Source organism: Pseudoalteromonas sp. (assembly GCF_041629635.1).
GTDB lineage: Bacteria > Pseudomonadota > Gammaproteobacteria > Enterobacterales > Alteromonadaceae > Pseudoalteromonas.
Window position 1 is genome coordinate 34,192 of record NZ_JBFKMX010000012.1, and the last position, 18,883, is coordinate 53,074.

An 18,883-nucleotide genomic window follows, 5' to 3' on the forward strand; every position below is an offset into this window, starting at 1 on the left:
GTTTATACCTTTCTTTCGAACATTAAGTCCCAAACACCATGGCCTAAACGGTGGCCGCGTTGTTCAAATTTGGTTAATGGGCGATCATCTGGTCGCGGCATATAATCATTTGTTTGAGATAAATTGCTAAATTTCTCAGCAGCCATCATCACTTCAAGCATATGTTCTGCATAGTTTTCCCAGTCAGTCGCCATGTGGAAAATACCGCCAATTTGTAATTTACCACGTAAGCTTTCTACAAATTCAGGCTGCACGATCCGACGCTTATGATGACGCTTTTTATGCCACGGATCTGGGAAGAATAGCTGTAATTTAGCAAGTGAGCTATCTGCGATACAATCAGCAAGTACCTCTACTGCATCATGCTCATAAACACGCAAGTTTGTAACACCAGCTTCGCTTGCATCCATTAAACAGGCACCCACACCTGGGCGGTGTACTTCAATACCAATAAAGTTTGTATCTGGCGCATTTTTTGCCATTTCAACAAGTGACTTACCCATACCGAAACCAATTTCTAGTACCACTGGGTTGTCATTGCCAAACACTTTGGTGAAATCAAGCAGGCCGTCTTGGTGATTTAATCCCATTGTTGCCCAATTATCTTCAAGCGCTTTTGCTTGCCCTTTTGTTAAACGACCTTCGCGTTTAACAAAGCTGCGAACTTTACGAATGTATTTACCTTCTTGTTCTGCTTGCTCTAAAGCAGTTTTAGATGTATCGCTCATATCTCACCGACGTTGAAAATTTGGGGGCGTATTATCCCCGTAAGTTGGATTTAGCTCAAGTAAAGCTGTTGCTTTTTTATAATAAATAGCAACATTTGCTTGAATTTTCAGTTTGCCTTAATAGACTGGCGACGATTTAAATCAATTCTATTTAGGGTCGTGCGTGAAAATAGAAAAAAGCGAAAGCAAGTGGTTTGCTGATCAAGTTGTCGATTGGTATCACTTGTATGGACGAAAAACCTTGCCGTGGCAGTTAGCTAAAACACCATATAAAGTATGGGTGTCTGAAATTATGCTGCAGCAAACACAAGTAATTACCGTGATCCCGTATTTTGAACTATTTATGGCAAGTTTTCCTACTGTTGAGTCACTCGCTGAGGCTGATGAAGATAAAGTGCTGCATCACTGGACAGGCTTAGGTTACTACGCACGGGCTCGTAATCTGCACAAAGCTGCAAAGATCATTGTGGAAAAATACCAAGGTCAATTTCCAACAAATATCGAAGAGGTTATAGCACTACCGGGTATTGGCCGCTCTACGGCGGGAGCGATTTTGTCACTCTCCCTTGGCCAACATCACCCCATTTTAGATGGGAATGTAAAGCGTGTTTTAGCGCGCTTTTTTATGGTGTCTGGGTGGTATGGTGAAAAGAAAGTTGAAGATCTTTTATGGCAGTTGTCAGAACAGGTAACGCCTAAGGGAAATGTTATTGAATTTAATCAAGCGATGATGGATTTAGGTGCAAGCCTTTGTTCACGCACTAAGTTTGATTGTGGCCCTTGCCCATTAGTTGATAAATGTGCTGCACATAAAGCGGAACGTGTAAAAGAATTTCCAAATCCTAAACCGAAGAAAACCAACCCGACAAAATCATGTTTAATGGCAATTGTTAAATCAAATGATGAAGTGTTAATGGAAAAGCGTCCATCTTCTGGGATTTGGGGGGGGTTATTTGGCTTTTTTGAATTTGAAAATGAAAGCGAGTTAGATAATTGGCTAGCAGTGCTTAACCTGACAGGCGAAAAAGAGGTTTTAACGGAGTTTAAACATGTTTTCAGTCATTTTAATTTAATAATTACGCCAGTGGTTATTAATGTTAAAAAAATGCCAATGCAAGTGGCAGAAAAAGAAGTGTTAGCGTTTAATTTGCGTGAGCAACAGCAAGTTGGTCTTGCTACACCGACAAAGAAAATAATTAAAACTTTAACCAGAAAAGGGTAAACTGCACTCAAAGTTTAAAGTGAGACTGATTATGGCACGTACTGTTTTTTGTCAAAAGTTACAAAAAGAAGCTGATGGCTTAGACTTCCAACTTTACCCAGGTGAAATTGGCGAGCGTATCTTTAACAATATCTGTAAAGAAGCATGGGCACAGTGGCAACACAAGCAAACTATGCTGATCAATGAAAAGCACCTTAATATGATGGACCCAGAACATCGCGGGTTTCTTGAAGAGCAAATGGTTGGCTTTTTATTTGAAAATAAAGATGTTGAAATTGAAGGTTATAAACCTGTAGAAAAATAGAAAAGGCGCCGATTTGGCGCCTTTTCTATTAGATTCAACAGACACTAATTTTTAAGATTATTCTTTAAATAATCGTGAATATATTCATTAGCTTCAAAGAAGCGACGCTCTAACTCATCTGCATAATGAGTGAGTGTTATGCTTGAAATTTCACGTTCTTGTTCAATCAGCGTTTCTATTGCCTGGGCTGCTTCAGCTACGTTAATTGCACCAATTGTATTTGCAGTAGATTTTAACTGATGAGCCAATTTGCCTGCTTGCTCCAAATCTTCATGTTTTAACGCACGGGAAATATCAAAAGCCAAGTCTTGTCCATGTTTCGCAAACATATCAAGGTAGTGTTGATGCTGCTCAATATCTTTGCCAACATAGCTTACTAACTTATCGATTAAAATTGGTGTTGAACTGGTTTGAATATGTGTTTGAGGCAGCCACTTTTCCATTAACTCTTCAAGAACGTTAAGCTCTACAGGCTTTGTGATGTAATCATTCATGCCACCTTCGATACATTTTTCGCGCTCACCTTTTAACGCATTGGCTGTTACGGCAACAATAGTTGTAGTTTTTTTAAGATCTTTACGGTAAGGCGATTCTTGGCGGATTTTACGTGCTAAATCATAACCTGACATTTTTGGCATATGTAAGTCAGTTAAAACAAATTCGTATACACCGTTTTGCCACATTTCAAAGCCTTCTTCGCCGTTGGAAGCAATATCGACGCTGTATCCAAGTAAATTTAATTGATCGCAAATCACTTGCTGGTTCATTAAATTGTCCTCAACCAGCAATACTTGGCAGTGTCCTTTGTGTTGTTCGTTTGTAAGTGGGGTGATCTTACGTTGCGTATTAATAATTTTTGGTGACTGTAAACCTGCCGCAATCAATAGCGAGTTAAAAAATGCAGTTTTACACAGCGGCATCGCAGATAAATAAAAAAGATTCTTCAAATTTAATTTTGCTTCAGTTAAACGGCCAAGCACAATGGCTTGCTGGTTATGCTCTTCGAGATTATAAGCAATTTTATGTAAAATTTTATTGGCTTCTTCCATGTCATGAGTGCCATCAATTACCCAAATTAGGCCTTTCTTCAATTGCCATTCTGCAAGAACATCCCCAATTTGATTAAACGGTGTTACTTCAGCACCTAAGTAATTAAGGTAAGAACGTAAGCGCTCCTTATTATCTTCTGAGGGACTGAAGAGTGCAGTACGTCGTTTTTGTAATCTACCACGATTTCCTTTTGCAGCTTGTTCATCTTTTGTAAATGGAATTCTAACTACAAACTCACTGCCAAGGCCAAGTTCTGAACTTACACGAATATTTCCATACATGAGTTCTGTTAGACTCTTACAAATTGAAAGGCCTAAACCAGTGCCACCATATTCACGTGTGATACTTTCTTCTGCTTGACTAAATGGTTGGAAAATACGTGCAAGCTGTGTTTTATCCATTCCTTTACCATTATCACTAATAATAAAATCAATAGTGTCAAAGTCTTGGCTATTTGAAGTTAATTTAACGTCAATACTTACTTGACCTTGAATATCATCGTTAGTTTGTGTGAACTTAATGGCATTTGAGCATAAATTATAAATTACCTGGCGAACGCGCACGGCATCCCCAAGGACTGACTCTGGAATGTCAGGGTCAATGAAAAGTGATAATTCAAGATTGCTTTTATGGGCAATCGAGCTCATCACCTTTGCAACTTCTTCGACAACACCTACAACACTAAATGGTTTATTTTCAACAGTTAGTTTGCCAGCTTCGATTTTTGAAAAGTCTAGAATATCATCCAAAATTCCCAATAATGAGAAAGCTGACTCACGAATAATACTGCTCAGACGATGTTGTGAGCCACTAAGAGTCGTATTGCGCAGTAGGTCAATTGTGCCAATCACGCCATTCATCGGCGTTCTAATTTCATGACTCATGGTCGCTAAGAAAGTTGTTTTTGCCTCATTAGCACGCTCAGCTACTTTAATTGCTTTTTCTAACTCTTGAGTTCGAGCAACAACTTGATGTTCTAAACTAGATTGCAAAGCTTGCAACTTGTTTTCAGCTTTAATATGTAATTGTTCACTTTTATTTACCGCATCAAGCAATAAATTGATTCGTTCAGCTGTTGGCGCAAGTCCTAAACCAATATTAGTGTCAACGCGCAATTCATAGTCATTTTTTTCTGTGATTAAGCTAATTTCATTATCCAACTTTTTGGTATTAGCAATAATTTTACGAGACAGTGCGGTGGGTAAAAAGGTTAAACAGAAAATACCACTGACAGTGGCAAATACAAGCCAAACATATGCCGCGCTTGATGATGTCGCAATAGCGACAACTTGTGAAGGCTTTTGATATTCAATTACCAGCAACCCATGGACTTGGTTATCTAGGCTAAGTTGTTGGCTGACTATGATCGCATTGTCATTCTCAATTACAGACGTTTTATTTTGAGGGGTATCAAAGTCCCCCCCCGTTTTATTAATAAGCTGAAACTCATTTCGTTTTAAATTAAAAAGGTAGTAATCGAGTTGTTTGTCCACCGACTTAAGAGAGTGAATGATTTGAATTGCATTATTAAAACCAAATCGGGTAATTGCATCGACTAAGGGTCTATCAACTTTGTCTGCAATAGTTTGAATATCAAGTTTAGTATAACTTGAAGGGGGAGCTGTATTTGCCTGTTGCTGGGAAAAGCTGTTTATTGCCATATATAGTGTGGCTGCGAAAAATACAAAGGCAACGGCATTGATAGTGTGAATTAGTTTGAGGGACAAAAACTTGTTAGCAAGCATTTTAAAAACCTTACTCCAATTAATGGGGCTTATTTGGTTATTATTGTTATTTATTCAATGTAAGAGCAAATAAATTGTTAATTTACCCCTACAACTAGTAAAAAATCACTACAAATCTTACTATTACATACGAATTTAGCAAAGTGAATTCATTTGTGTTGTGTTGTTTATGTGCAAGTTGGGTGATAAGTGTTCAAACAAATATAAATCTTGAAAAAAGTGTTGACTTAAAGAGGTAAAACCCTTTTAATACGCCGCACGCCCAGACAGGCAGAACGCAAAAGCAAGATGCAAGTGGCGCTCAAATGTCTAGTGAAATTTATTTTTTCATGAAGTGCCCAAATCGCTCAGTCGGTAGAGTGATTTGGAATAGCATTGAAAACCCTTTTGAGGTTTTCTAGTTTACCGAATTAAAACGCCCAGATAGCTCAGTCGGTAGAGCAGAGGATTGAAAATCCTCGTGTCGGTGGTTCGATTCCGCCTCTGGGCACCATCTTTTAAAGATGACCAGTTTTAGTGTGCCTGCTTAGCTCAGTTGGTAGAGCAACTGACTTGTAATCAGTAGGTCGCCAGTTCGACTCCGGCAGCAGGCACCATTTTATTTGCTCGTAAGAGTGTACTTAAGCAGTACTGAAATAGCTTACCATATAGCTTTGTTAGTAGAGTTATTTGGAATAGTATTGAAAATCCTATTAAGGTTTTCTAAGCTACTGAATTAAATGCCCAGATAGCTCAGTCGGTAGAGCAGAGGATTGAAAATCCTCGTGTCGGTGGTTCGATTCCGCCTCTGGGCACCACTTATTCTTAAACCCTGACCTTTAGGTCGGGGTTTTTTTATGCTTGAAATAAAGATGCTTGGCGAAATCTCACGCTAGTTCGATGAGAAAATACATCCTTGTACTTTCCAAGCCATGCTGCGCATGTTCAAAATTGTTCCTGACAATTTTGTCCGCCTCAATTGCTGGGCACCACTTACTCCGAAACCCTGACCTTTAGGTCAGGGTTTTTTTATGTCTGAAATTTAGTATTTGGCGAAATCTCCACCGCTATTAAATCTTTTTAACTGAAGTCTTATCTCTCTAAATCGTTATTCATTGATTGATCCAAATAGCTTTTCCAATCCATCATAAATTTAAACATCAATTAATCTCAATAAAATCGTTAACAGCCGACATTAATGATCTTATTCTCATGTGTTTCTGTATTAGCAATGAATGTAAGTCTATGTAAAGTTTATTGAGACACTTCTTAGACAATTATTAAACTATGATATTGAAGATATAAAATTCTCTAGTGAGAGATGATAATGAGCAACAGGTTGAAGCCCTTTATTAGCATTAATTTAGCCATTGGCTTAATGACATTGCTAGTTGGCTGTAATACAACACATAAAATTGAAACGGATTATCGCGAGAAGATAACAACCCCAAGCGCGTGGCAAGCACAAGATGACTACTTAGCTGTTCGTGACAACTGGTTGGCAGAGCTGCAAGGTACGCAAGTGTTTAATCTTGTTGAAAAAGCACTTGCCAAAAATCGCTCTTTACAACAAAAAGCATTGGATATAGCAGTTGCAAAACAACAACTGGTAATTACAGGCAGTGAATTGTGGCCAACCCTTGATTTATCTCTCAGCAGTAACCGTCGTTATATTCCAACTACTGACAATTACACAAACGGTAATGGATTAGATGTTAATTTATCTTACGAATTTGATATTTGGGGTAAATTATCCGCTAAAGAGCGCAATGCGAACCTTAATGTAATGGCATTAGAAGCGGATTATTACTCGCAAAAACAAGCATTAGTTGCTGATGTGGTAAAAGCTTGGTTTGCGGTAATTGAAGCGAATAACCAAGTTGCACTTTTAAATGAACGTTTAGTACTCGCGCAGCAAAATCTCGACATAATAGAATCAGGTTACCGCCAAGGGCTTAATGATGCACTTGATGTGTATTTAACACGTAATGAATTTAATAATGAGAAATCCCGTTTAGTTGCCCAGCAAAATACACAAATTGAGCGCATTCGTGCATTAGAATTGTTGATTGGTGACTATCCTTCAGGTTTACTTTCAGTTACCGCGGAGTTACCACTGTTGCAGTCGGATATTCCATTAGGTATGCCGTCAGAACTACTCTCTCGTAAACCGTCATTAATTGCCAGCTGGTATGCATTACTTGCCAAAGATGCGGCGCTTGCCTATGCCCATAAACAGCGTTTCCCTAGTTTAAAATTGACTGGCAGTATTGGCCCAGATAGCAGTGATATAAGTGATTTGTTAGCTGGTGGTAATATTGCCTGGTCGGTAGCAGGTTCGCTAACAGCACCTTTATTTAATGCTGGCCGTTTAAAAGCGAATGAAGAAAAAGCCCTACTTGAATTAAACAAACAAGAAATAAGCTACTTAGATAATCTCTATTTAGCATTTCAAAGTGTCGAAAATGGTATTTCTGCAGAGCGTAATTTGCAGCAGCGTTATGATGCTACATTGTTAGCTGCTAATAATGCGAAATTGGCAGAGACCCTGTCGTTTGAACAGTATCAAAAAGGCCTAGTAAGTTACACCACCGTACTTGATGCACAAAAACGCTCGTTTGATGCACAAAGTAGTTTAATCAGTATAAAGAATTTGTTAATTGCTAACCGCGTCAATTTACACGTTGCGCTAGGTGGTGATTTTGTAGTTGAAGAATTAAAGGAAAACGCTAATGCCGTTCAATAAAAACCGCTTTCCACGTTTTGTAATGCCAATTGTTATTTTAATCGCGGCAGGCATTATCGTGAGCCTGATATTCAAAAACCCACCAACTACAAAGCGTTTTGGTGGCGCTAAACAAGCCCAGCTAGTAGTTGATATTAAAACAATTCACGAAAGCCCATATCGAGTAAACGTTGCTAGTTATGGTGTAGTAAAACCAAGAACGCAAAGTGTGTTGGTGGCGCAGGTTTCGGGGGAAATTAGCTTTATAAGTGACAGCCTGCGTGATGGTGGTTTTTTTGAAAAAGGGCAGGTACTGCTTAGTATTGATGAGCGCGATTACCGCTCTGAAGTGAAAATTGCCGAAGCCAGTTTACTGTCTGCAAAGCAGGCGCTGTTTGAAGAGCAAGCCCGCGGCAAACAAGCGCTTGCAGATTGGCAGCGACTAGGCAGTGGTGATGTTCCAAGCGATTTAGTATTACGCAAACCGCAGCTTGCCGCACAAGAGGCAAATGTGCTTTCAGCACAGGCCAAGCTCGAAAAAGCACAGCTGGCGCTTGAACGAACAAAAATAATCGCACCTTTTTCTGGTCGAGTTTTGAAGAAACATGTTGATATCGGACAAGTTGTTTCAAACAATACTCAGTTAGCGGAGATATTTGCCACTGACACGGTGGAAATTCGTTTGCCTATCAATAATAAAGACTTAGCTTTTATTGATTTGCCTGAAGTGTATCAAAGCGGTGAAAAAACTAATCAAAATAGCCAAGTCACTTTTAATTCTGACTTAATTGGTGAACAAGTGTGGCAAGGCACTTTAGTACGTACAGAAGGTGCAATTAATGATGCTTCACAACAACTTTATGTGGTTGCACAAATTGAAGATCCTTACTCAACCCCTGTGACTGGGCAAAACCCGGTGAAAATTGGTCAATATGTTAATGCCACAATTACAGGGCGTGAAATTCCAAATGCCTTAGTTATTCCTAATAATGCCATTTATCAGGGCAGTTATGTCTACGTACTTAATAATGAAAACCAATTAATGCGAAAAGACATCACGCTTGCATGGCAAGGTGAAACTGAAAGCCTAGTGAGCAAAGGCCTTGAGGCAGATTCAAGGCTTGTTGTGACGCCACTTGGACAAGTGAGTAGCGGAACTAAAGTCGCTATACTTGGCGAGCAGCCAAGCAAAGAAAAAAATCAAGAAGCGCGCTTAACTAAGTTAAAAGAAATTGCGAAACAACGCGGTATTACCGTGGAGCAACTGATTGCTGAGCGTAAAGCGAAACGCGAACAGGAGAAAGCCCTATGATCGCTTGGTTTACACGCAATCATGTTGCCGCAAATTTGCTGATGATCAGCATTTTAATTGGCGGTTTATTCTCATTAACAACGCAATTACCGCTTGAGGTGTTTCCATCCTTTGAAACCGACCGTATTAGCGTGAATATGTCTTTGCGTGGCGCAACTCCTGAGGATGTTGAACAAGGTATTACCATTCGTGTAGAAGAAGCAGTACAAGACTTAGAGGGTATAAAAGAGATCCGCAGTCGTTCATCGGAAGGCTCAGCATCGGTTACCATTGAAGTGGATTCTGGTTACGACCCTCGTGAAATGTTAGCGGATATTAAAAGCCGTGTAGATGCAATTAATACCTTTCCGGCAGACGCTGAAAAACCTGTGGTGTCTTTGGCACAGCGCAAACGCGATGTTATTAATGTTACGGTTTCGGGTAGCTATTCAGAAAAAGAAACACGTGAGTTTGCCGAGAAAGTCCGTGATGACTTACTTCGTATTCCTGGGGTTACTCAGTTAGAACTTGATGGTGTGCGTAACTATGAAATTGCTATTGAGATTAGCCAAGACAAACTACGTCAATATCAATTAAGCATTGCTGATGTGGGTAATGCCATTGAACGATCAAGTGCGGATATTTCAGCGGGTAATTTACGTTCAAGCGGTGGTGATATTTTACTGCGCTCAAAAGGGCAAGCTTATTACAAAGACGAATTTGCCAGCATTATTGTGAAAAGCTTAGCTGATGGTTCGTTAGTGCGTTTATCAGATGTGGCGAATATCAGAGATGACTTTGAAGAATCACCGGTTCGTACTCGTTTTAATGGCAAACAGGCTGCTTTTATTGAGGTCTACCGCATTGGCGATCAAAGCGCGATAGACGTTGCTGATAAAGTAAAGGCGTATATCGAAAACCAGCAAGGAAAATTGCCTCAAGGCTATGAGCTAAGTTATTGGGACGATGATTCCATTATTGTTAAAAACCGCATTTCGACACTCACATCAAACGCCTTACAAGGTGGCATTTTAGTACTTGCGTTGCTTACTTTATTTTTACGCCCCGCAATTGCGTTTTGGGTTTTTATTGGTATTCCAGTGTCGTTTATGGGCGCATTTTTAGCAATGCCACTGTTTGGTATCACGCTAAATATTATGACCTTATTCGGTTTTATTTTGGTGTTGGGTATTGTGGTTGATGATGCCATTGTCACCGGCGAAAATGTTTACACGCATTTAAATAGCGCTGAATCAGGCGAAGAAGCAGCAATTAAAGGCACGCAAGAAGTGGCAACACCGGTAACCTTTGGCATATTAACCACGGTTGCCGCCTTTTTGCCGCTGGCGTTTATTGATGGTGCCCGTGGCGCGTTATTTGCGCAAATTCCTGTCGTGGTAATTCCTGTATTATTAATGTCGTTGGTTGAATCAAAATTTGTATTGCCTGCTCACCTTAAATATCTAAAGCTCAGAAAAGAAAAAGGCAAAGTAAGTAAATTTAGCCAATTCCAACAAAATTTTGCTGATGGATTCGAGAGAATTATTTTTAAATATTATCGTCCTTTATTAAATAAAGCGGTGAGTCACAAAGGCGTCACAGTGTCGTTATTTGTTGCTGTGTTTTTTATTATCTTGTCTCTTATTATGAGTGGTTGGACGAAGTTTATTTTCTTCCCACGAATTCCAAGCGAAACAGTGCGAGCCAATCTAACCTTGCCAACCGGAACACCCTTTGAAGTTACCTCTAAATACATTGATTTGATGGCAGATAAAGCCGAAGTATTACGTGAAAAATACCGTGATGCTGAGACCGGTGAAAGTGTCATTATTAATGTGTTGGCAACCACAGGTGGCCGCGGTGGTGCAACTAACACCGGTGGGGTACGATTTGAGATCACACCGCCAGAGTCGCGTACGCTTGATATTGGCTCACGCGAGTTAGTGTCGGAATGGCGCGGTTTAATCGGGCAAATTCCAGGATCTGAAAGTTTAACGTTTCGTGCCGAAATTGGTCGCTCAAGCGATCCCATCGATGTTCAATTAACTGGAATGTCACTGACTACTTTGCAAGAAGTTTCGGATCAAGTGAAGAAGCAACTTGCGACTTACCCAACGGTATTTGATATTGCTGACAGCTTAAGTGATGGCAAAGAAGAGTTGCAGTTAGAGCTTACAGCGCAAGGCAAAACCCTTGGTTTAACTAGAACAGATGTGACTCGCCAAGTGCGTAATGCATTTTTTGGGGTGCAAGTACAACGGATCCAACGTGGCCGAGATGATGTTCGCGTTATGGTGCGTTTACCGCTTAATGAGCGAAGCTCGCTTACAACGTTAAACTCGTTATTAATCAATACACCAAGTGGTGGTCAAGTGCCTCTTAACCATGTGGCAACACTAACGCCAGGGCAAAGCCCGTCGAGTATTTACCGTATTAACCGTTACCGTACTGTAAACATTACTGCGGATATTGAAAAAGCAAATACCAATATGACAGTGTTACAGGCCGAACTTAAAGATTTTCTTGACGGTTTAGTCGCTAAATACCCAGGTGTTCGACACTCCCTTGAAGGTGAAGCGAAAGAGCAAAGAGAGTCATTTAGCTCACTTGGTTGGGCGCTCATTTTTGTGTTTTTTGTAATTTATGCATTATTGGCTATTCCCTTTAAATCGTATATTCAACCACTTATTGTAATGAGCGTAATACCGTTTGGCATGATAGGTGCGGTACTTGGACACTGGATTATGGCGATGGAGCTTACCATAATGAGTTTACTAGGAATGCTTGCCTTAATTGGGGTGGTAGTAAACGACTCTTTAGTGTTAGTTGATTACATTAACAAACGCAGAAAAGAGGGTTTTGAACTAATGGATGCGGTATTAACCGCAGGCGTCTCACGCTTTAGGCCAGTAATGCTCACCAGTATTACCACCTTCTGTGGTTTAATGCCGTTATTATTTGAGCAGCAAACACAGGCACAATTTTTAATTCCAATGGCAGTATCGCTTGGCTTTGGTATTGTGTTCGCCACGTTTATAACCTTAATTTTGGTGCCTGTTAACTACTTGATTGTTGAAAAGTTTAAAACCAGTTATCGAAATTTGACGGCGGCAAATGAACAAGTCGCTTAAAAATTGATTTTCCCACACCAAAAGGAGCTTAGGCTCCTTTTTTCTTATTTTTTGCATTAAACAGTTTATTCGTCAAAAAATTTTCTGATTACATTAGATCACAATCTTAAGTCTATCTATCTGATAGTTAAGTATTAAAAGCTATTTTTCGTCATTTCTTATTAATATTTTGTATACAAAAGTGTAAAAAATTATTTATTTGTGTAGAAAGTATACAATATATTTTATATAAATGAGTGTGTGTTATGTACTCTCACTTAAATAACACAATTACATAAATTATTTTAATAAATGGCGAGCAATATAATGAAATCACATTTTTTGGGTTACCAAATAAGTTTTAAAAAGGCGTTCCTTCCTTTAACTATTTCTTCCCTTTTAATTGGTGCACCTGCAATTAATGCAGCAGAAGAAGAGGCTGCAGCGCAAGTTGAACGTATTGAAGTAACTGGTTCACGCATTAAACGTGTTGATATGGAAGGCGCTGTCCCTGTAACAGTATTAAATGCTGTTGATTTAGAAGCGCAGGGTTTTGCAACTGTTGGTGACGCATTACGTAACTCAAACTTAAACTCGTTCGGTTCTTATGGTGGTGGTGCTAATAATTCTTGGTCATCACAATCTACGGTAGCGCTAAAAGGTGCTTCGATTCAGCATACGCTAACATTGCTTGATGGCAAAAGAATGGCGAAATCACCTGTTTTAGATGGTGGTGCATCAAATTTAAACACAATTCCAATGGCTGCGGTTGAACGAATCGAAATTTTAACTGATGGTGCATCTGCTATTTATGGTACTGATGCTATCGCAGGTGTTATTAATGTTATCTTAAAGAAAGATTTTCAAGGTGTTCAATTTGATGCGCGTACTGAGCAGCATGATCGTGAAGGTGGTGATAGCAATAAATTCTCTTTCACTGGGGGATTAAGTTCAGATAAAGGCAACCTTGTCTTTACAATCGAGCACTTCCAACAAGACAATATTATGTTTTCGGAACGTGATTACACTCAACCATTTGTGCAACCAGGTGGTGATTCATCAGATGCAAATGATTGGCAAAATATCTCTTGGACAGGTCGAGTTTTAACTCAAGGTGGCGCTGGTGGGTGGGCATGGGAACATCCGTTTGCAAATGACGTAAGCTGTAGCGAGGTTTATGGTGAAGCATTTATTGGTCCACTAAACGATCGTAATTATGCGGGTGATAGTATTTGTGGCTACGATTACACACGAGCTGCTGCTGCAACATCAAAAGCGACTCGTGACAATACTCTTATTCATTATACTTACGAGCTGAGCGATTCTATCGAACTTACAGCGCGTGCATATTGGGCACAAAATAAATACCTTGATATCTCAGCACCTGTTCCTGCTTCAATTTCTATTCCACAGGGTTTACCTGCTTACACTACACCTGAGGGTATTGAGCTAAAAGAATTATATGCTGATCCTTGGGCGGGTATGCGTTACCGTTTTGATACAGCTGGTGACCGTGTAGCTGAAAAACACGACAGTGTACTTGATTTCTTGTTTGCATTAGAAGGTACAACAGAACATTTCGATTGGGATGTATCAGCTAACTATAATAAATACAATGCATTTACTTGGGGTACAGGCTATCTGCTAGATGGTGCGCAGAATGATTTAATCGGTTATTACGATGAGCAAGCCGGTGAATTTATTGGCTGGGATCCACGCGATCCAAATTCACCACTGCCTGCAGGGGCAAAAGCAAATTATGATAAACGCGGCGCAGCTGAATATTTAGAACTGACCGGTGGTGCTTCATTCTCAGTGATGGAACTTCCTGCTGGCGAAATCGGTGCATATGTTGGTGCTTCTTATCGTGAAGAAGAATACGATCACCAAGTTGATGCATTAGCTGAAGCCGGATTAATTGTTGGCGGTTCGGGCGGTTCGGGTGGTGCTGGTAAGCGTGATGTGATGTCTGCATATTTTGAAATTGTTGTGCCTGTTTTAGACGAGTTAGAATTAAACTTAGCAGGTCGCTATGATGATTATTCTGATTTTGGCTCAACAACCAATCCGCAAGTTTCTGTTAGTTACCGTCCTTTAGATTCTCTATTACTTCGTGCGTCATGGGGGACTGGTTTTAGAGCGCCAACGCTATCAGATTTGAATAAAGGTATGGTTGAAGGCTACGGAGATATCACTAACTATGTAGCTTGTTATGAAGAAGGCGAAGACATTGATAGTTGTAACCGTATTGAAGAAGCGCCAACTCGCACTGGCGGTAATTTAAACCTTGGTCCAGAAGAATCAGAATCAACTAACTTTGGTGTTTCTTACAACATTACAGAAAACATTGATATTACTGTTGATTATTGGACATTAACGACGGAAGGCTTAATTTCTTCAATTAGTTCAGATGAAATCATGCAAACGCAAGCTAAGTTGTATCAAATTGCAGATGATTTAGGTGTTGAACGTCCTGACATTTCGTTAATTTACCCAGGTTCTGAAATTTCTCTACTTGCAAATGGTCGTATCGACTATGTTGTTGCACCACGAATCAACTTAGGTGAATCAGACCGTGAAGGCCTTGATATTTCATTTAACGCTGGCTTTGAAATTGGTGAAGGTCAGTTGGACCTAGGATTGAATATCAGCAAGTACCTTAAGTATACATACACATATGTAGATAATGGTGAAGCAGTAGTAGCAGAAGACGTATCAGGTCGTGAAGGTTACCCAGATTTACGTTTGAATATGACTATGAGCTACCAGCTTGGTGACCATAGTGTAAGTTACTGGAGTAATTGGATGAGTGAACAAAAGTCTTGGGATCTTGTTGAAGGTTCTGAAACTGAATTGTTTGTTGTGGATGAATACACAACACACAACTTGTCATACACCATGCACTTACCATGGAGCAACAGCTTTACATTAGGTGTTAACAATATTACGGATGAAGACCCAAGCTTTGATCGCTGGGGTGGATATGATGGCGACCTCTATTCTATTTACGGTCGTTCATACTACCTATCGTTCCGTCAACAGTTCTAAACTCCTACTGATTTCCCTGGAGTTAGATAGTCAAGCCCAGTTATTTAACTGGGCTTTTTTTATATTACACGAAGAGGTTAGTTATGCGGCCAAACTTGTTTGCCATCTACGGGTACTGATGACTGCACTAGGCTTGAGCAATATCCTGTACCCGTGCTGGTATAAAACACCTCAGCAATCTCTTTAAAGCCATTTGATTTAACTTGCGTTTTTGCTGTGTCTGATACTGTGAAACCGTACATGGTGAACCAAGTGGTTAAATCTAATTGGGTTATATTGCTGAGCGATATATAAAGCCAATCATTTCGAGAGATGCTTGATAACTCTGCGCGAGAATAATTGGAAAAACCAAGGCCACTCTTTTTCGCTTCCCATGCACTATCAGAGTCATCTGCGCGATAAAACTCACGTTCCCAAATATGTAATCTAGGGTAGAGGAACCAGCCGTTGTTAAGTGTGTTTTCAGCCTGTGCCGCCATCATCAGTTGTAAATAAATTGCGTGATGTTCAGACCAGCCTTTAGTTAAATTCGCTTGCATGTAAGCAATTGAATCTGCTTCAAGTTTACTTTGCTGAAGTGTATTAAACAGTGTTTCAAACGGTAAACTTTGACAACTTGCTGACTCTCCTGTGTCGTCTTCATAAATTGACTTACTAAAATATGAATAGAAGTTGGTATTTGAGTGACCACCATAGCCTTCAAAACGCATGCTGCTGCGTTCTATACCATGACCAAGTTCATGCAAGTCGCCATGACCTGTAGGGCTAAAGTTCCAGCCGGCATCATAAGGATTACCGCTACAGCCCCAGCCACAAGTCGGTTGGTCGGCATTCATATGCTTGACGATATCAATGGTATCTACTTCGAGCCCGCGAGCGGTTACAAAGTCATGAATTTCAGGCTCTACATCAATACCTGGCCCTTTAAAGCCAGCTAATACATGTACTAGGTTATGAGTGTAGCGTGATGTTGCATTGGCAAAGTCGGAGGCTACAGGCCAAATACTGCCTGCTAGGGATGCTTCTAGTTTGCTGAGTTTGGAATGCACTTCAAAACCTGGAGTAGCAATTTCTGCCCAATCATAATCACCACTTGCCATACGTTCTGCAAAAATAGCGTCATCATCTTTGTTGCGCCAATGAGGATGACGACCAACATGAGTAAAACTAAAGTTTACCTCTAGGTCTTTTTTATCAAATGCAATTTGAATTGGCCCACCGTAGCTTGATGTAAGCGTTACCGACTCATTTGGTTTTACTTCTATTTTTTGTGTTTGAAGTAAATACGGGCGATTGTATTTGTTTTCACTGAAAATGTGGGTTGCGCCTGTACGCAGCGTATTGATAAAGATATGGGTTGTGACTGCCTGGTTATCAGTGCGCGTTACCGTAAATGATTGCCCCGGAATGGCATAAACCCCCGCTGAACGGAAATAAGGTTTTGCTGTTAAAGTAATTGCAGCATGTTCAGGCGTTATATGGCTGAAATCCGAACGGCTAAAGTTACCCATATCAGGCTGAGTAGGATTAATGTCGCGTACATTATAAACCGCATAATCGGCGTACAAGGATTTAAAGAATGAAACGGTATCTGTCGCTATTTTATCCATAGGAAAACTCACCGTTTGACGATAATGGTCGGCAAGTAAAATCAGCAATTTGTTTAAACGATAGTCAGCACTTTTGAAAATATTGCGTTTTTCACTGTCAAAACCATTAAACATGGTTTTAACAACATCGGCGCCAGCAAAAAATTCGTTATAACTATTCGAATTATCTGGGCAGCTACGGGTTTCGCAGTTTGATAGGTCGACATTAAACACGCCTGTTTTGAAGTTATTTAACAAAGTGTTTATCGCCTGCATATCGTTTGGCAGCTTATTAAATACAGTACTTGGGTTAAAGTCGTCTAAATAAAGTTTCCACCAGTAATTATCATTTTTATGGCTGATATTAAGCAACTGCAACAGTTTGCGGCCGTGTTCACCAATACCACCATCGTACTGAATGTATAGCACAGGAATATTTTGATTAAGTGCCGAGCTAACAGCATCTAAAATTGCCTGTTGGTTATCGCCATCGCGAAGCATGCGAGAAATGATAATAACGTCAGGTTTTGCAGCAATACACTCAGCTAACTTACTGCCATCACAATCACCTGCTTGGTTGTAAGAGACATTGCTGTAGTTAGCATCAAGCCAAGCGCGGGTTAAGCTGCGATCTCTAAACCAATAACTTTCATCTAATTGACTAAGCACAACATTAAATTGGCTTTTTATTGTTGTGTTACTTTGAGTCAGCCAATCAAATGTGTTTGTCATAAATTTGAGCATTTGATCGTTTACGGAATTTCTAAATGGGTTGCCACCGTAAGCGATGTATCTTCCTGATGTCGGCGTTTTACTGCCAGCTATTGCGATTGGTAATACCCTATCTGGTCCGCCAGATTGGTTAGAGCTGGTGGTATAAAGTACATTATCGTTAAACGGATATTGACCTTGCAAAATTGCCGCATCATGGGTCGGATCCCAGTCAATAGCATCTAGTACATCACCTTGGCTATTTTTTTTAAAGAGCTGTGATTTAATATCGTTAAATCGTACTTTATGTGATGACAATTCGTTAATTGCGGCGTTTAGAATGGTATCGCTCTCTTTTACAACCAATGCATTACCGGTTTCAATGGCAATGGTAAGCCAACTTTTCTCGGTTGTTAAAATAAGTGATTGTGAATTGGTTTCTTTACCATCTGATAGGGTAAATTCAAGTTTTCGATTACCTACGTTGTCGTCTTTAGGTGTTCCTGATAACACCAAGCTACTGGTATTAAAACTAAGCCAGTGTGGTAGATTAAGCGGTGTTATTTCTACACTGTCATTGTCATCATCTTTTACTTGAAGTTGCAAACTAAAGCTTTCATCTGCGCGTGCTGTAGCTAGTGCTGTAACTAAAACGGGTAAGTTATTAGCCGCGTCTACAGTCACAGAGAAAGTTAGAGTGTTCTCGGCCTTGCCATCACTTACTGTCAAAATAATGTTATCAAACGTACCTACATGCTCATTTTTAGCTGTGCCTGACAACTTACCTGTATTTGCATCAAGACTCAGCCAAGTCGGTAAGTTAGATGTTGAAAAAGTCAGCTTGTCATCGTCATTGTCTTTAACCGTTGGTAAAAACTCATATGGAATTCCCACAATGGCATTTTTCGGCATGCCTGAAATTTCAGGAGGGGTATTTGTTATAGGCGCCTTATTTACAGTAATGCTTACCGTGATGCTAGAAGCAGCGTGCGTATCGCTGACGGTGACTTCAATGTTTTCAAAGATACCGATATCGTTAGCGGTCGGTGTGCCAGATACTTCACCATTAATAGTATTAAAGTTCGCCCAGCTAGGTAGATTTTTAACACTAAAGCGTAAGGTGTCGCCATCCGCATCACTTGCGGCTGGAATAAATGAGTAAGGTTTATTTTCTTCAGCATCAGCTGGTGTGCCCGATATTACAGGAGGGGTATTTGTAATTGGCGCTTTATTTACAGTAATGCTTACTGTGATGCTAGAAGAAGCTTGCGTATCGCTGACAGTAATTTCGATGTTTTCAAAGGTGCCGATATCGTTAGCGCTTGGTGTGCCAGATATTTCACCATTAATAGTACTAAAGCTTGCCCAGCTTGGCAGGTTT

At 40.0% G+C, this 18,883-nt stretch carries 9 protein-coding genes and 3 tRNA genes; 9 read left to right on the plus strand and 3 right to left on the minus strand.

The genetic code is table 11. The features are described from left to right. Positions 1 to 2: 2 nt before the first annotated feature. Positions 3 to 728, minus strand: coding sequence for a tRNA (guanosine(46)-N7)-methyltransferase TrmB (gene trmB / locus ABYD77_RS03370; RefSeq protein ID WP_372766997.1), 726 nt, complete (start codon positions 726 to 728; stop codon positions 3 to 5). A 163-nt stretch (positions 729 to 891) separates the two neighbouring features. On the opposite strand from trmB, the gene mutY reads away from it, so the two are divergent. Together mutY and ABYD77_RS03380 are read left to right on the plus strand one after the other, a co-directional pair. Beyond that, positions 892 to 1,950: an A/G-specific adenine glycosylase gene (gene mutY / locus ABYD77_RS03375; protein WP_372766999.1), complete on the plus strand. Its 1,059-nt coding sequence runs from the start codon at positions 892 to 894 to the stop codon at positions 1,948 to 1,950. A 31-nt stretch (positions 1,951 to 1,981) separates the two neighbouring features. Continuing rightward, positions 1,982 to 2,254 carry an oxidative damage protection protein gene (locus ABYD77_RS03380; protein WP_274763308.1) on the plus strand — a complete coding sequence of 91 codons (273 nt, stop codon included), beginning with the start codon at positions 1,982 to 1,984 and terminating at the stop codon, positions 2,252 to 2,254. A 44-nt stretch (positions 2,255 to 2,298) separates the two neighbouring features. Here ABYD77_RS03380 and ABYD77_RS03385 read toward each other — a convergent pair whose 3' ends face one another. Next, positions 2,299 to 5,049, minus strand: a complete 2,751-nt coding sequence (locus tag ABYD77_RS03385) for an ATP-binding protein (protein WP_372767002.1) — start codon at positions 5,047 to 5,049, stop codon at positions 2,299 to 2,301. Positions 5,050 to 5,466: 417 nt separating this feature from the next. Here ABYD77_RS03385 and ABYD77_RS03390 point away from each other — a divergent pair. From ABYD77_RS03390 to ABYD77_RS03420, 7 genes are all read left to right on the plus strand, one after another. Further along, a tRNA-Phe gene (locus tag ABYD77_RS03390) sits at positions 5,467 to 5,542 on the plus strand. A gap of 27 nt (positions 5,543 to 5,569) precedes the next feature. Next, positions 5,570 to 5,645: transfer RNA gene (locus tag ABYD77_RS03395), tRNA-Thr, on the plus strand. A 125-nt stretch (positions 5,646 to 5,770) separates the two neighbouring features. Beyond that, positions 5,771 to 5,846: transfer RNA gene (locus ABYD77_RS03400), tRNA-Phe, on the plus strand. A gap of 509 nt (positions 5,847 to 6,355) precedes the next feature. After that, positions 6,356 to 7,774 carry an efflux transporter outer membrane subunit gene (locus ABYD77_RS03405; RefSeq protein WP_372767004.1) on the plus strand — a complete coding sequence of 473 codons (1,419 nt, stop codon included), beginning with the start codon at positions 6,356 to 6,358 and terminating at the stop codon, positions 7,772 to 7,774. Continuing rightward, complete coding sequence (locus tag ABYD77_RS03410) at positions 7,761 to 9,065, plus strand: efflux RND transporter periplasmic adaptor subunit (RefSeq protein WP_372767006.1); 1,305 nt, start codon at positions 7,761 to 7,763, stop codon at positions 9,063 to 9,065. The genes ABYD77_RS03405 and ABYD77_RS03410 overlap by 14 nt, the downstream gene beginning before the upstream one ends. Next, entirely contained in the window at positions 9,062 to 12,175 is a 3,114-nt protein-coding gene (locus ABYD77_RS03415; protein ID WP_372767008.1) for an efflux RND transporter permease subunit, read from the plus strand. Before ABYD77_RS03410 ends, ABYD77_RS03415 begins: the two co-directional genes overlap by 4 nt. A 306-nt stretch (positions 12,176 to 12,481) precedes the next feature. Beyond that, positions 12,482 to 15,202, plus strand: a complete 2,721-nt coding sequence (locus ABYD77_RS03420; protein ID WP_372767010.1) for a TonB-dependent receptor domain-containing protein — start codon at positions 12,482 to 12,484, stop codon at positions 15,200 to 15,202. A 77-nt stretch (positions 15,203 to 15,279) separates the two neighbouring features. Here the strand turns inward: ABYD77_RS03420 and ABYD77_RS03425 are convergent. Next, positions 15,280 to 18,883: ImpA family metalloprotease (locus tag ABYD77_RS03425; protein ID WP_372767012.1), on the minus strand; the 3,604-nt coding region annotated here is incomplete at its 5' end.

What these genes read in the sequence shown, in the direction of transcription:
- trmB (WP_372766997.1), bottom strand. Translation starts at nt 728, where the DNA reads ATGAGCGATACATCTAAAACTGCTTTAGAGCAAGCAGAACAAGAAGGT.
- ABYD77_RS03380 (WP_274763308.1), top strand. Translation starts at nt 1,982, where the DNA reads ATGGCACGTACTGTTTTTTGTCAAAAGTTACAAAAAGAAGCTGATGGC.
- ABYD77_RS03385 (WP_372767002.1), bottom strand. Translation starts at nt 5,049, where the DNA reads ATGCTTGCTAACAAGTTTTTGTCCCTCAAACTAATTCACACTATCAAT.
- ABYD77_RS03405 (WP_372767004.1), top strand. Translation starts at nt 6,356, where the DNA reads ATGAGCAACAGGTTGAAGCCCTTTATTAGCATTAATTTAGCCATTGGC.
- ABYD77_RS03410 (WP_372767006.1), top strand. Translation starts at nt 7,761, where the DNA reads ATGCCGTTCAATAAAAACCGCTTTCCACGTTTTGTAATGCCAATTGTT.
- ABYD77_RS03415 (WP_372767008.1), top strand. Translation starts at nt 9,062, where the DNA reads ATGATCGCTTGGTTTACACGCAATCATGTTGCCGCAAATTTGCTGATG.
- ABYD77_RS03420 (WP_372767010.1), top strand. Translation starts at nt 12,482, where the DNA reads ATGAAATCACATTTTTTGGGTTACCAAATAAGTTTTAAAAAGGCGTTC.